Source organism: Fundidesulfovibrio butyratiphilus (assembly GCF_054657235.1).
Genome location: NZ_BAAHXA010000001.1, coordinates 116,001 through 129,675, shown reverse-complemented (window position 1 = coordinate 129,675; position 13,675 = coordinate 116,001). Strand labels below are relative to the sequence as shown.

At 63.7% G+C, this 13,675-nt stretch carries 14 protein-coding genes and 1 tRNA gene; 6 read left to right on the top strand and 9 right to left on the bottom strand.

Annotation, left to right across the window (positions count from 1 at the left end; genetic code table 11):
- Positions 1 to 96 precede the first annotated feature (96 nt).
- From ACYQ01_RS00635 to rimI, 5 genes are all read right to left on the bottom strand, one after another.
- A tRNA-Leu gene (locus tag ACYQ01_RS00635) sits at positions 97 to 184 on the bottom strand.
- Positions 185 to 197: 13 nt separating this feature from the next.
- Positions 198 to 557, bottom strand: coding sequence for a preprotein translocase subunit SecG (gene secG, locus ACYQ01_RS00630; protein WP_459931907.1), 360 nt, complete (start codon positions 555 to 557; stop codon positions 198 to 200).
- Between the two features lie 36 nt (positions 558 to 593).
- Entirely contained in the window at positions 594 to 1,361 is a 768-nt protein-coding gene (tpiA, locus tag ACYQ01_RS00625) for a triose-phosphate isomerase (protein ID WP_459931906.1), read from the bottom strand.
- Positions 1,358 to 2,554 (bottom strand): phosphoglycerate kinase, encoded by a 1,197-nt coding sequence (locus ACYQ01_RS00620; protein WP_459933871.1) that lies wholly within the window; start codon positions 2,552 to 2,554, stop codon positions 1,358 to 1,360. The genes tpiA and ACYQ01_RS00620 overlap by 4 nt, the downstream gene beginning before the upstream one ends.
- Positions 2,555 to 2,627: 73 nt before the next feature.
- Positions 2,628 to 3,119, bottom strand: coding sequence for a ribosomal protein S18-alanine N-acetyltransferase (gene rimI, locus ACYQ01_RS00615; RefSeq protein WP_459931905.1), 492 nt, complete (start codon positions 3,117 to 3,119; stop codon positions 2,628 to 2,630).
- 61 nt (positions 3,120 to 3,180) lie between these two features.
- Between rimI and ACYQ01_RS00610 the strand changes: the two genes are divergently transcribed.
- Positions 3,181 to 3,729 carry an NUDIX hydrolase gene (locus tag ACYQ01_RS00610; RefSeq protein ID WP_459931904.1) on the top strand — a complete coding sequence of 183 codons (549 nt, stop codon included), beginning with the start codon at positions 3,181 to 3,183 and terminating at the stop codon, positions 3,727 to 3,729.
- A 106-nt stretch (positions 3,730 to 3,835) separates the two neighbouring features.
- Here ACYQ01_RS00610 and ACYQ01_RS00605 read toward each other — a convergent pair whose 3' ends face one another.
- The 4 genes from ACYQ01_RS00605 to ACYQ01_RS00590 form a co-directional block, all read right to left on the bottom strand.
- The gene (locus tag ACYQ01_RS00605; RefSeq protein ID WP_459931903.1) at positions 3,836 to 4,624 is read right to left on the bottom strand and encodes an inositol monophosphatase family protein; all 789 of its coding nucleotides are present in this window, start codon (positions 4,622 to 4,624) and stop codon (positions 3,836 to 3,838) included.
- Between the two features lie 138 nt (positions 4,625 to 4,762).
- On the bottom strand, positions 4,763 to 5,788 hold the full coding sequence (gene mreB, locus ACYQ01_RS00600) for a rod shape-determining protein (protein WP_459931902.1): 1,026 nt from the start codon (positions 5,786 to 5,788) through the stop codon (positions 4,763 to 4,765).
- 76 nt (positions 5,789 to 5,864) lie between these two features.
- Positions 5,865 to 6,824, bottom strand: a complete 960-nt coding sequence (locus tag ACYQ01_RS00595) for a GAF domain-containing protein (protein WP_459931901.1) — start codon at positions 6,822 to 6,824, stop codon at positions 5,865 to 5,867.
- A complete protein-coding gene (locus tag ACYQ01_RS00590; protein WP_459931900.1) occupies positions 6,821 to 7,144 on the bottom strand; it encodes a hypothetical protein in 324 nt (107 codons plus the stop codon). Before ACYQ01_RS00590 ends, ACYQ01_RS00595 begins: the two co-directional genes overlap by 4 nt.
- Positions 7,145 to 7,242: 98 nt before the next feature.
- Between ACYQ01_RS00590 and ACYQ01_RS00585 the strand changes: the two genes are divergently transcribed.
- From ACYQ01_RS00585 to nadC, 5 genes are all read left to right on the top strand, one after another.
- Positions 7,243 to 8,964 carry a hypothetical protein gene (locus tag ACYQ01_RS00585; protein ID WP_459931899.1) on the top strand — a complete coding sequence of 574 codons (1,722 nt, stop codon included), beginning with the start codon at positions 7,243 to 7,245 and terminating at the stop codon, positions 8,962 to 8,964.
- A 93-nt stretch (positions 8,965 to 9,057) separates the two neighbouring features.
- Positions 9,058 to 10,143 (top strand): glycine cleavage system aminomethyltransferase GcvT, encoded by a 1,086-nt coding sequence (gene gcvT, locus ACYQ01_RS00580; protein ID WP_459931898.1) that lies wholly within the window; start codon positions 9,058 to 9,060, stop codon positions 10,141 to 10,143.
- Between the two features lie 352 nt (positions 10,144 to 10,495).
- Positions 10,496 to 11,224 carry an RsmE family RNA methyltransferase gene (locus ACYQ01_RS00575; protein WP_459931897.1) on the top strand — a complete coding sequence of 243 codons (729 nt, stop codon included), beginning with the start codon at positions 10,496 to 10,498 and terminating at the stop codon, positions 11,222 to 11,224.
- A 143-nt stretch (positions 11,225 to 11,367) separates the two neighbouring features.
- The gene (locus tag ACYQ01_RS00570; RefSeq protein ID WP_459931896.1) at positions 11,368 to 12,567 is read left to right on the top strand and encodes a replication-associated recombination protein A; all 1,200 of its coding nucleotides are present in this window, start codon (positions 11,368 to 11,370) and stop codon (positions 12,565 to 12,567) included.
- Positions 12,568 to 12,787: 220 nt separating this feature from the next.
- On the top strand, positions 12,788 to 13,675 hold the full coding sequence (gene nadC, locus ACYQ01_RS00565) for a carboxylating nicotinate-nucleotide diphosphorylase (protein ID WP_459931895.1): 888 nt from the start codon (positions 12,788 to 12,790) through the stop codon (positions 13,673 to 13,675).

Here is a 13,675-nt window from a genome sequence, read left to right as displayed (position 1 = left end):
CAACGTCGACGAAAAAAAGAAGCCGGACCGTTTCCAGTCCAGCTTCCTTGATTGGTCGCAGGGTTGTTGTCGTTTCGAAACAGCCCCGCTTATAAATGGTGCCGAAGGGGGGACTCGAACCCCCATGGGCTTTCGCCCGCCACCCCCTCAAGATGGTGTGTCTACCAGGTTCCACCACTTCGGCATGGGTATTGTCGTTACTGCTTTTTCTCCTCGGGAGCCGGAGCCGGCTTGGTCTCTTCGAACAGGGCCGGCGCGGGCTTTTTGTTCTCGGCCGGAGTCGCCTTCTGTTCGATGACCGCGCCTTCCATCACGGACTTGGCCGCGCGGCGATCCATGCTGCCATAGTAATTATAAGTCAGGGATGTGACAAGAAAAATCGCACCCAAAATTGCAGTAGCTTTCACGAGCAGTCCACCGGCGCCAGTGCTGCCGAAGACCGAACCGCTGCCGCCGCCGAAAATCACGCCCATGCCTTCCTTGCCGGACTGCAACAACACCAGCACGACAAGAAGCACGCAGGCGATGATGTGTATCGTGGCGATTATCGTGGTCAAAACCGTTTTCTCCAAAAGCCGTCAGGCATGCGTTAACTAGGCCGTCACAATGCGGGAGAAGCTCTCCGCGTTCAGGCTTGAGCCCCCTACCAGGACCCCGTCGACATTGTCAAGCGTAATAATGTCGCCGGCGTTCTCCGGCTTCACGGAACCGCCATATTGAATGCGTATTTCGCGCCCGGTTTCGCCCAGCCGCTCCACCAGCAGGGAGCGCACCAGGGCGTGGGCGGCCACGATTTCCTCGGGGCCGGCGGTCAGTCCCGTGCCGATGGCCCACACCGGCTCGTAGGCGATCACCAGCCGCTCGGACGCAAGTCCCTCGGGCAGTCCGGCCAATCCGGCGCGCATCTGGCGGCCCACCACTTCCTCAAGCCGTCCGGCCTTGCGTTCGTCCAGGGTTTCGCCCACGCACAGGATCATGGAAAGTCCCTTGGCCAGGCCGAAGGTCACCTTGCTTCCCACGAACTCGTCGGACTCGCCAAGGATGTGCCGGCGTTCGGAGTGTCCGGCCAGGGCGTAGGCGCAGCCGTAGTCGAGGAGCATGTCCGTGCAGATTTCGCCCGTGTAGGCCCCCTGCTCGGCCGGATAAAAATTCTGCGCTCCCAAAAAGAACCCCGGAACGTTCTTGAACGCCTTGCGCACCGGGCGCAACGCGGTGAACGGCGGCAGGACCAGCACTTCCCGATCCTCGGGCAGGCCCGGGCCATCACTTTTGGTCAGAAGCTTCACCAGCGCCTTGGCCGTGTCTTCGGCCTCGTCGCGGGTCTTGTACATCTTCCAGTTGGCGGCCATCAGCTTTTTCATTTTCCGCACGCCTCCAAGGCCGTAAAGGCGGGCAGGCCCCGGCCTTCCATGAATTCGAGCGACGCCCCGCCTCCGGTGGAGATGAAGCTCATCTTGTCGGCCAGGCCGGACTGATGCACCGCCGAGTCGGTGTCGCCGCCCCCGATAACGGTCACGGCATCCAGGCCGGCCAGAATCTTCGCCACGCCCATGGTGCCGTCCGCGAAGGCCTTGTTCTCGAAAGCGCCCATGGGGCCGTTCCAGACCACGGTCTTGGCCGGAGCCAGCACCTTGGCGAAGGCTTCCACGCTTGCCGGCCCCACGTCGAGCACCATGGCGTCGTCGGGAACGGCGTTCACGGGACAGGTCCCGGCCTTGGCCATTTCTTCCAGGGGTTTGCCGGCGTCCTTCGAGTAGACGGCATCCACGGGCAGGGCGATGGTCACGCCTTTTTTCTTGGCTTCTTCGAGAATGGCCGCGGCTTCGCCCAGCAGGTCGTTTTCCACCAGCGACTTGCCCACGCCGAGTCCCTGAGCCTTGAGGAAGGTGTTGGCCATGGCGCCGCCGATGATGAGTGCGTCCACCTTGACCAGAAGGTGCTTGAGCACGGCCAGCTTCGACGACACCTTGGCCCCGCCGGTCACGGCCACAAAGGGACGGACCGGCTTTTCCAGGGTCTCGCCCAAAAATTTCCACTCCTTTTTGAGCAGAAGACCGCCGCAACAAGCCCCCATCAGGGCCGGAAACCCCGTCACCGAGGCGTGGGCCCGGTGGGCCGTGCCGAAGGCGTCGTTGACGTAGACGTCGCCCAGCTTGGCCACGGCCTTGGCGAACTCCATGTCGCCCTTTTCCTCGCCAGCGTGAAAGCGCAGATTTTCGAGCATCAGGATCTCGCCGGGCTTGAGCGCGGCGGCCTGGGCTTCGACCTCAGGACCGAGGCAGTCCTTGGCCATGATCACCGGACGCCCCAGAAGCTCTTCGAGCCGCTTGGCCGCCGGGGCCAGGGACAGCTTGGGATCGGGTTTGCCCTTGGCCTTGCCCAGATGGGAGCACAGGATCAGGCTGTTGCCCTTGGAAAGGGCCAGTTCGAGCGTGGGCAGGCTGGCCTTGATGCGCGTGTCGTCGGCCACCTGGCCGCCGGACAAGGGCACGTTGTAGTCTACGCGGATGAGCAGGCGTTTGCCCGACACGTCCATTTCGTCCAGAAAGCGCATAGGCATGGGGACGCTCCTTTCCCGTCGAATGAAACGGCGCGGTTTGCGTGTGTTTGCGTTGGGCCCGGCGAACTCAGGCGGCCGGGGCCGGAGTCTGGGGGCTGTCGGGATCCTCTCCCAGTTCCAGGCGCATGACGATGGCGTCTTCCTGGTTGTCGGGATAATAGCGTTTGCGCAGGCCCACCTCTTCGAAACCGAAGGCTTCGTAGAGGGTGCGGGCCGCCACGTTGGATCGCCGCACCTCCAAGTACCCTCGTTTCATGCCCATACTCCGGCAAAGTTGCAAGACGTGGCCGAGAAGTTGGCGACCGATTCCCCTGCGGCGCAGGTCCGGGCGAACGGCGATGTTCAAGACCTCCATTTCCCAGGCGGCTGCGAAAAAGGTCAGATAGCCAGCGAGCTCGCCGTGGAGACGCAGGCCGACCACGTGAAAGGGGTCGTTGTCCATGACCGTGGCGTACTGCTTGGCCGACCAGGGTACGGAAAAACAGAGTTTTTCCAGGGCCACAAGTTCGGCCACATCGTCCTTGTCCAGGGATTCGGGAGGGGGAAAAGCGTTTTTCAAGGATGGCGCATCCTGTGCAAGTGGAGTATGACCACGGCCGTTTTCACCAAAGGAGCGCGCCGTGGCCGATGTTGACGACACGTTGCCGCAACAGGCGGAGCTGGTGGAGGTGGTGGAGGTGGTGGACCTCGACGGGCGCCTTTTGTGCGTGCTGCCCGCCGCCGAGGCCCACAGACAGCAGCTTCGCCACCGTTCGGCCCTGGTGCTGGTCCACGACGCCCGGGAGCGCCTTCTGTTGGCCAAGCGGCCGGCCGACGCCCAGTCCTATCCCGACCGCTGGGACCTGCCTGCGGCCGCCCACCTGCCCCCGGGCCAGTCCAGGGAAGAGGCGGCGCGGGTGGCCCTGTCCCAGGTCAGCCCCGGCGGGGTCGGAGCCCTGGTCCATCAGGAGGAACTGGCCCCTTGCGAGGGCACGGGGTTCGAGGCCGTGAGCGTCTTTCGCCACGCGTTGTCCTCCGGTTCGGCGCAGTTCCATTCCTCCCGCCTGATGTTCGTCTCGCTGGAGGAACTTTCCGCCCTGGCCGAAGGCTTCCGCGAGCTTCTGACCCCGACCCTGGTTCATCTCCTGGAAAGCGGGGTTCTGGAGCGCAAAAGTCGGCGTCAGGACTGAGACGCGCCCACCGTGTTCCATGCGGTTCCGGTCTGTTGCCGTCAGCCCGTTGTCTTGGGTCCGCCGCCAAGGCGGCGAAGGTTCTTTCCGCGTGGGCGCACCCTGTTCATCTCCGCAAAAGACCTCCCACGGCCTCGTGCAGCAGCCCGTTGGAAGCCAGGATCGTCGGGGAGCCCAAGGCGTAGGGAACGTTCGGGTCGAATGAACTCACTCTGCCCCCGGCCTCGCGCACGAGCAGCCATCCGGCGGCCGTGTCCCAGGGCTTGAGACGCATCTCGTAAAACGCGTCGAACCGGCCCGAGGCCACGTAGGCCAAGTCCACGGCCGCGGCTCCCGGACGCCTGACGCCCTGGGTGCTCATGACCACGGACTCGAAATCCTCCATGATGGGTCGGATGTCCTCGCGCACGGAATAGGGAAACCCCGTGGCCACCAGGGAGTCCTCCAGGTTGTCCACTTCCGAAACGCGCATGGGCTGGTGGTTCATGAAGGCCCCGGCGCCTTCCACGGCCCAGAACGTCTCGCCCAGGATCGGCGCGTTCACGATTCCGAGCACGGTGCGTCCTTCACACCACAGGGCCACGGAGCTGGCCACGAAGGGCACATGGTGGGCGAAGTTGGTGGTGCCGTCCAGAGGGTCGATGATCCAGGTGAGGCGGCCGGGCTCCAGCTTGGTGGCCGATTCTTCGGCCAGGAAGGTCGCCTCCGGGACCAGCGGGGCGAGGCTGTCGATGAGGGCCCGTTCCACGGCGAGATCGGTCTGGGTCACCAGGTCGATGCGGCCCTTGCGGCGAATGTCCCGGGGCCGGTCCCAGTGGTCTTTGATGATTTCCCCGGCTTGCCGCACGGCCTGGAGGGCCTTGGGCAAAAGCGGGGACAGGGTGGATGCGTCCATGGCGTCCTTGTTCGGGGTCGCGAATCGGCCTTGACGTCGCCAGGCGCGGAGGCGACGCGTCGCGGGGTCACGGGGTCGCCCGGGCGACGTGTCCGAAGCGGCCCGAACGACCTGGCGCGCTTTGCCGTCGCGTCGAAACTAGTTGATGAACACCTGGCGGTAGTGCCTGGCGTGCTCCAGGGTCTTGCCCGTGCCGCGCACCACGGTGGTGAGAGGATCGTCGTCGAGCATGACGTGCAACTCGGTCTCCTGGGCCACCAGTTGATCGAGCCCGCGCAGGAGCGATCCGCCTCCGGCCAGCAAAAGGCCTCTGGACGCGATGTCGGTCACGAGTTCGGGCGGGGTCTTTTCCAGGGCCGTGCGCACGGCCTGCACAATGGTGGCCACCGGGTCCTTGATGGCCTCGCGGATGTGGGAATCGGTGATTTCCACCGTGGCCGGAGTGCCGGCCACCATGTTCTTGCCCGCAACCTCCATGGTGAGGGGCTCGGGCAGGGGGCAGGCGGAACCGAGACGCAACTTGATCTGCTCGGCCATGTTTTCGCCGATGAGCAGTTTGAATTCCTCTTGAACGTAGCGCTGGATGGCCTCGTTGAGTTCGTCGCCGGCCACGCGCACCGATTCGGAATAGGCGATGGCCGAAAGCGAGATCACCGCCACTTCGGTGGTGCCGCCGCCGATGTCCACCACCATGTTGCCCACGGGCTCCTCAATGGGCAGGCCCGCGCCGATGGCGGCGGCCATGGGCTCCTCCACCAGGCGCACGTGGCGCGCGCCGGCCTGGTGCGCGCTTTCGAGCACGGCGCGCTTTTCCACCTGGGTGATGCCCGAGGGCACGCAGATGTTGATGCGCGGCTTGGCCAGGCGAAACCCCGTGACCACCTTGCGAATGAAATAGGCGATCATCTCCTTGGTGACTTCGAAGTCCGCGATGACGCCGTCTTTCATGGGTCTGATGGCCCGGATGCGCTCGGGGGTGCGGCCGAGGAACTCCTTGGCCTCCTTGCCCACGGCGACCAGATTGCCGGTTCTGGTTTCTATGGCCACCACCGAGGGTTCGTTCAGCACGATGCCTTCGGAGGGCGTATAGAGCAGGGTATTGGCCGTTCCCAGGTCCATGGCCAAATCCTTGCCCAGGAAACTGAAGAATTTGTCGAAGAACATGCGTGACCCGCGATATCGGTTAAAAGGTGGGGGACGCAAACCAGGCATGGTTCATAGATGCCCCCAGGCAAAAAGTCTATGCCCGGTTGGAGAGTCTGGCCTTGAGGTGCAGGTTTTCCAGGAAAAGGGCCAATTGGTCGGCCACGGTGCGCGCGAAGTCCTTCACGGTCTCTCCCTGGGGCTGCGGATTCTGGCTGGCCAGCACCAACACGGCCCGCGTGCGTCGGGAAAAGGACACAGGCTGGCAGATCACGCTTTCGAACGCCGGCGAATTCACCTGCGCGCCGAAAAGCCTGGCCCCGGAGGTGGAGTCGGAGGAAAGGGCCTGGGAGCCGTGTTTGAGCACCCATCCGATCATGCCCCCGGACACCGGGTACGTGTTCCCCTTGCCCTGCCCCTGCGACAAGAGCGGACCCGCCGCGCCCTCCACCAAAAAGGAGCGCGATCCCGCGCCGAGCACGGCCAGAAAGGCGGTTTCGAAGCCCGTGGCTTCAACGCAAAGCTCCAGCAATTTCGCGAGGTAGGTCTTCCACTTGGGATGAAGTCTGGGCAGCAGGGTGAGCTGGCGCAGGCAGGGGCTTATGCGCAGTTCGTCCCGGCAGGCGTCCAGTCCGCTGAAGGCCTTGTGCAGTTCGGCGGCCAGTTGGGCGAACTCCGACAGGATTTTCTGGTCTTTTTCCGTGAATCCGTAGGCTTTTTTCGAGTCGACGCACAGCACGCCGGGTATGTCCGGCAGGGGCACGCCCAGAAACGCCTTGATGTCCGTGCCCTGACCTTTCGGGTAGTATCCGGTTCCGCTGCGACGCTGGTCCACGTTGCTCACCAGCAGGGGCTTTTGCTCGCGCAGGATGAATCCTGCCAGCCCTTGCCCGGGCACGAGCGAGGTCCCCACCGGCGCAAGCTGGCCCAGGCTGAACCCGGCGACAAGGCGCACGCCCTCGCTTTCCGGACCGGGCAGGAACAACACCGCCGAATAGCTGTCGAACGTGTTGCACACCAGGGTGAGCACCCGATCGAGCAGTTGTTGTGCGCTCATGCCGAGCCGTTCCGGCAGGCTATGAAGTAGGCGATGGACCTGTTGTAGGTGCGTTCCTCTTCCGGGGTGAAGAAACAGGCAGTGAGTTGGCCCTTTTCCCGATGGTATTTCACACACGCTCGGCAGTCGCCATGACGGGGACAGCCGGCATAGGTGCATGGGCAGCCGGTGTCGTCGTGTGGTTGACGCTTGCAGGTGTCCGACATGAAACTCTCCGTTATGCGCACTTCGCCGTTTCGGTCCGGCAGATCGCGCGGCCTTGACAGCGAGGCGAGAATGCGATTGTAATGACAGTCTTTCGATTCGGTCGGCTTTCGCATGACCCGAAGTTCCTGGCGTCGAGTTAGCCCAATCGGGCCGCTTTGCAAAGCCGCTTCGGCCGGTCTTCGCGGTCCGTCAACCATACGGCGGGATCACCATGGCCTTCAACTGGAAAAAAGCCTTTTCCCGCGCCCCGGCCGCCAAAGCGTCCGTCACCAGAGGTGCGACATCCAGACCGGCCGACTTGGCCTCGCTCAAGGCCTTTCTCGACCTGGCTCACGTCAAGTACGCCCTGCTCGGCCCCTATTTCGAAACCCAGGACTACCCTCTGGTCGAACCGCGCGAGCTGCTGCCCAGCTTCGACGTCGACCTTTTCGAATACAAGGATCTGCCCGGTTTTTCCATGGTGGCCCTGGAGCGGCCCCTTTCCTATTTCCAGGAAGTCTTCCAGTACGACGCCCTGCACTCCCCCGACGAGAGCAGGGAAGAGGAAGAAGCCGGAAAGATTCAGGAAGCCTCCCTTCAAACCCTGGTTTCGCGCATTCCCAAATTCGCCCAGGAGCAACTGCGCCAGGAGCTTTCCGGGAAGGACATCACCAATCTCGGCCACTACACCACGCTTCTGCCCACGCTCCTGCACATGGAGCGGGCCCACGTGCTGGCGCTCAATTCGCGCGGCTGTTTCAATCTGGTCGGGGTCTACTGCTCGTTTCCATCGGACCTGGACACCGAACTCAAGCGGTTCGGGCTGCGGATGGGCAAATTCAGCGTGGGCGACGACGACCTCTACGAACGCAACCGGCTTTTCGTGTACCAGTTTCTCATGGAGCTGCACGGGTTTCCCATCGTGTCCGAGCGGCGCACCTCGGCCGCGCTCTTCGCCAGGCGTCTGCACCGGCTGGGCGAGCGGTTCCTGGTCCGGGTTCTGGGTCAGTCGGACCGCACCATCACGTCGCTTTTCACCTGCCCGGAGGCGAAATTCTTCCCCAAGGTGGAAAAAATCGCCCTGGTCAGCGTGCGCGAACACTTCAAGGACGCGGTGAAAACCCTCTCCGAGGGCGGGTACTTCATCGATCCCGAACGGCGGGTGGTAATTTTGCGGGTCATCTACCAGCAGCACAAGTACGACCCGGACAACGTCCGCCAGGACCGCGCCCTTTCCGTGGCCAGGCAGGAGGTCATCCATCCCATAACCGGCGAGTCCCTGACCGGAGTCAACGTCATCAAGGACTCCTACACCATGTTTCTGCGTTTGAACGACATCGTGCGCGGCGAATATCACGGGCGCATCGTCTACAAACGCCATGAAATCGTGGAGGGGTCGGACACCGACGAAAAACGGCTCAAGTTCCTGCACTCCTGGCTGAGCAAGCATCAGCGCCGCATCATCAGCTATTCGGAAGACTTTTACGCCAATGTGGTCAAGGTGCTCGACAACTACCTGCTCTCGCCGGACAACTACGAAAAATTCGCCGCCCTGCGCTCCCTGCACCAGGAAGTCTGGGCCAAGTACAGCTACATTCAGCAGGCCAGAAAGGTGAAGATTCTCGAAGACCTGCAACGCCGCACCTTCCGGGGGCGCAAGCTGAACCACCTGGAAACCCTCTCCACCTTTACCGAGATCCTCTCAGACCTCAAGTTCGAAATGGTCAACTATTTCGACGAACTGGTGGAAAAAGTGCTCACCATAGGCGAACGGGTGCTTTCCGACTCCTACCTGCGCAAAAAATTCGTGACCCAAAAGGACGAGGAACTTTCGGCCTACGGCCAGTCCATCAAAAAGAACTACGGACGTCTTGTCTCCCTGCTCGACGAGTTCCGCAGCATCCGCAAATGCCGCACGGACTGTCCCAAGCCCGCAGCCGTCCTGACATTGTAACACCGCCCGCCAATCTTCACCGCGTGAGGATCGGCGGGCGTCCAATTGGCCCCGTTCACGAAATGGAACCGAAACCCCAACCTGGGAGGCGACGTGGAAACCCTGCTCACAACCGTGCTCAACGCCTGGCACAAGGCCCACGGGGCCAAGATGGTCCCCTTCGCCGGGTGGGAGATGCCCGTGCAGTACCAGGGCATTCTGGTCGAACACCAGCAGTGCCGCACCAAAGCGGCCATCTTCGACATCTGCCACATGGGCGAATTCGTGCTCAAAGGTCCCGGAGCAAAAGACGCCCTGGCCAAGGCCGTGACCCACAATCTCGACACCCTGGGCCAGAGCAAGTGTCGCTATGGCTTTCTGCCCAACGAAAACGGCGGAGTCGAAGACGACCTCATCATCTACAACCTGGGCCCGGATCACTACATGCTCGTGGTCAACGGCGCCTGCATCGCTTCGGACTTCGCCCTGCTCTCCGCCCGGCTGCCAGGCTCCCTGAGCTTCGAAAACGTCTCCGACCAGGTGGCCAAGATCGACCTGCAAGGCCCGGCCTCCCTGGACGTGCTCTCGCGCCTGCTGCCCGGCGACTGGACCAAGCTCGGCTACTTTTCCTGCGCCAAGGCCTCGTTCGAAGGCGAAGACGTCCTGGTCAGCCGCACCGGCTATACCGGCGAACTGGGTTACGAGTTTTACCTGCCCATGGCCAAGGCCGTGGCGTTCTGGGAAAAGCTGGTCGCCGACCCGGACGTGGCCCCGGCCGGCCTTGGCGCACGCGACACCCTGCGCCTGGAGATCGGCTATCCCCTCTACGGCCAGGACCTGGACACCGTCCGCACCCCGGCCGAAGCCGGCTACGCGGCCATGCTCACCTCGACCGCCGACTACGTGGGCAAGGACAAAGTGGGCCAGGTGCGCGAACGCCTGGTGGCCCTGGCCCTCGAAGGACGACGCAGCGCCCGCCATCACGACAAGGTGGCCCTTCCCTCCGGCGAAATCGTGGGCGTGGTGACCAGCGGGTCGTTCTCCCCCTCCCTGGGCCACGCCATCGCCCTGGCCTACGTGCGCGCCGACGCGGCCGAGGCGAGCGACTTCGTGGTCAAGGCCCCCAAGGCCGACCTGCCCGCCAAGCGCGTGGAGTTGCCCTTTTACAAGAACGGCACGGCGCGGAAGAAGTTGGGGTAGGAGGAGAGGGGAGAAGAGAAAGAATGAAGACTGGGGAAGAACTTTTTTTGAGAATAAGGTTCTTCCCCCGAACCCACATCTCCAAAAAATGGTACCCTGGTTCTGTAAACGGGCTGTTTTGTTGGACGCTATCGCGCGAAAAATGTTTGATTCTGGATGATGGCTGAGGCTCGTGTCGCGTCCTGGGATCAAGGATGCGCGGTTGTGGCGAAAATACCGCAAGAAAGCCGTTCTCGTCGCGAAGCCGAAGGGGATTCCCAAGGGGCTCGCCCCTTGGGCCGCCGGAGACTTTTGCAACGACAAATTGTACTGATTCCTCAAGCGAGAATGGGGCTTGGCCCCGTGGAGCGTCGTGTCCCGAACGGACTTTTTTTATTTGCCCCCCGAGGCCTGGGGCCCTCCCTGGCGGTTGGACGCCGAACAGTCCCGCCACCTGGCCAAGGTGCTCAGGCTGGGACCGGGAGCCGTGGTGCGCTGCCTGGACGGGCGGGGCCGCGTGGGCGACTTCGAAGTGGTCTCGACCAAGGGCGCCGTGGAGCTGGCTCTTCTTGAAGGGCGCGAAGAACAAGCCCCCAAGACGAAGACCTGGCTGGCCCTGGGCTGGATGAAATCCGCCCGGCGCGGCTGGCTGCTGGAAAAAGCCGTGGAACTCGGCTGTTCGGGGATTGTGTTCTGGGAGGCCGCCCGCAGTCAGGGGCCCCTGCCCGTCCAGCCCAAGCCCGCTTGGCTGGCGCAATTGGTGGCCGGAGCCAAACAGTGCGGCAATCCGTGGCTGCCCGAGCTGGAATGCGTTCCGGGCGGCTTGTCCGGTCTGCTCGCCAGGCTTGAGGCCTTTGACCGACGTTTTCTGCTCTGGGAATCGCCCGAGGCGAGAACCCCTCTCGACCCGGCGGCGCTGGCCGAACCGGGGGCCCAGGTGTTTGTGATCGGACCCGAAGGAGGGATCGACAACGCCGAGGCCGAGGCCCTTCTGAAGTCCGACTGCGCCCCGGCCACGCTCGGGCCGCGTCCCCTGCGCTGGGAGACCGCCGCCCTGGCCTGCCTGTCCCTGGCGGCCTGCGGGCCGGCGGCCGCCGGGTAGGATCGCCCCGGCCCGTTCACGGCCACCCGCCGTCCCGCCGGACGGATTCGATCCCGTCGCCCCGCTCATGCCCGCAAACCGGCTTGCCGGCGACGAAACGCCGCTGTATTCGGCCCAACCCCGACAACACGCCCGAGGTACGCATGCCCCCCTTGGCCCACGCCATACGCCCCCTGACCTTTGAGGACTTCACCGGCCAAAGCCACGTCATCGAACGCCTGAAGACCATGCTCAAGGCCAAGCGTTTGCCCAGCCTGCTCTTCTACGGCCCACCCGGCTGCGGAAAGTCCACCTTGGCCCTGATCCTGGCCGAAACCAAGGGGGTGCCCTACGTACGGGTCAGCGCCCCCGAGGCTGGACTTTCCACCCTGCGCACCATCACCCAGGGCAAGGAAATACTGGTGCTTGACGAACTGCACCGCTTTTCCAAGGCCCAGCAGGACTATTTTCTCCCCCTGCTCGAAAACGGCGACATCACCCTTCTGGCCACCACCACCGAGAATCCTTCCTTCTCCGTGACCCGGCAACTGCTTTCGCGCCTGCACGTCATGCGTCTGCGCCAACTCTCGCATGCCGAACTCCTCCAGGTCGCGGCACGGGGCCAGGCCGCCCTGAATCTGAACCTGCCCGAGCAGTCGCTCGAGCTGCTGGCCTCGCTTTCCGGGGGGGACGCCCGCGCGTTTCTGAACCTCCTGGAATTCACGGCCCAGCTTCCCGAAGACAAGCGCGATCCCGCCTCGCTCAAACAGAGCCTGCCCGAGCAGGTGAACCGGGGCGACCGCGACGGCGACTCGCACTATGAGCTGGCTTCGGCCTTCATCAAGTCCATCCGCGGTTCGGACCCGGACGCCGCCCTGTACTATCTGGCCTGCATGCTCGAAAGCGGCGAGGACCCGCGTTTCGTCTGCCGTCGTCTGATCCTGTCCTCGTCCGAGGACGTGGGCCTGGCCGACCCCCAGGCCCTGCCCCTGGCCGTGGCCTGCATGCAGGCCGTGGAGATGGTGGGCATGCCCGAGGGATTCATCCCCCTGGCCGAAACCACCGTGTACCTGGCGCTCGCGCCCAAGAGCAACGCCTCCTACGCGGGCTACCTTTCGGCCAAGCGCGAAATAGCCGCCAGGGGAGCCCAGCCCGTGCCCCTGCACCTGCGAAACCCCGCCGCCAAGCTCCAACGCCAGTGGGGATTCGGCGAAGGCTACAAATACCCCCACTCCTACCCCGGGGCCTGGGTGGAGCAGCGCTACCTGCCCGACGGCATGGACGGCGTGGAGTTCTATCAGCCCAAGGACCAGGGCCAGGAACCCAAATTGGCCGCCCGGTTCAAGGGAAGAAAAAAACGGTAGCAGCCTGCTATCGCTCCCCCTCGCGAGGGGATTCGCATGCGCCCGGTCCTCGCGGGTTCTCATGTCCGACTACGGTTTCTCGTAGCCTTCCGTCCGCCATATCCGGTCCACTCGACGCTCGTGAATTCGGTGACAAGCGCGACGAGTCCGTAATGTCCCTTCCCAAAACCGTTTTCTTGATGCTAGACGGTTCGGTCAGGGTTGATTACGGACACACTTCATGAGCACTACGGAAACATTCACGTCGTTTTTTCAAGGTCCCGCCCTGGACTTCCTGCTGCGCGCCGTGGACCTGGCCCTGGACGAAGACGGCCCGGACCTGACCTCCGGCGCGGTGTTCGGCGAGACCGACCGGCTTCTGGCCCGCATCGTCGCAAAGCAAGACACGCTCGTGGCCGGCCTGCCCATGGTCGGCGTGGTGCTTGAACGCATGGGCGTTCAAGGCGATTGCGCTATCGAATACCTGGCCGAGGAAGGAGGACGCATCCCGGACGGGACCGTGGCCGCGCGCTTTGCGGGTCCGGCCGTGGCGCTTCTCAAGGCCGAGCGGGTGATCCTCAACTTTTTGTGCCACATGTCGGGCGTGGCCAACCTCACGGCCACCTATGTCCAGGCCCTGAAGGGCTCGCGCACAAGGCTGCTCGACACCCGAAAGACCCTGCCCGGCATGCGCTATCCGGAAAAATACGCCGTGCTTGTCGGCGGCGGGACCAACCATCGACGCAATCTTTCCGAATTGCTCATGCTCAAGGACAACCACATCGACCAGGCCGGCGGCGTGCCCCAGGCCGTGGCGGCCCTGCGACGGGCCTTCGCCGGTCGGACCATGCCTCCCCTCGAAATCGAATGCCGCGACCTGGACGAAGTCGCCCAGGCCGTGGAACTGGCCCCCAAGCGCATCATGCTCGACAACATGACGCCCCAAACCATGACCGAGGCCCTGCGCCTCATCCCGGAATCCATCGAAACCGAGGTCAGCGGCGGAGTCGGCCTGGAGCGGCTCGGCGAAATCGCCACCCTGGGAGCGGACTTCGTCTCCGTGGGACGCGTCACCCACTCGGCCCCTTACGCCGACTTCAGCATGCAGCTTGCGTCCGGCACGGAGTGA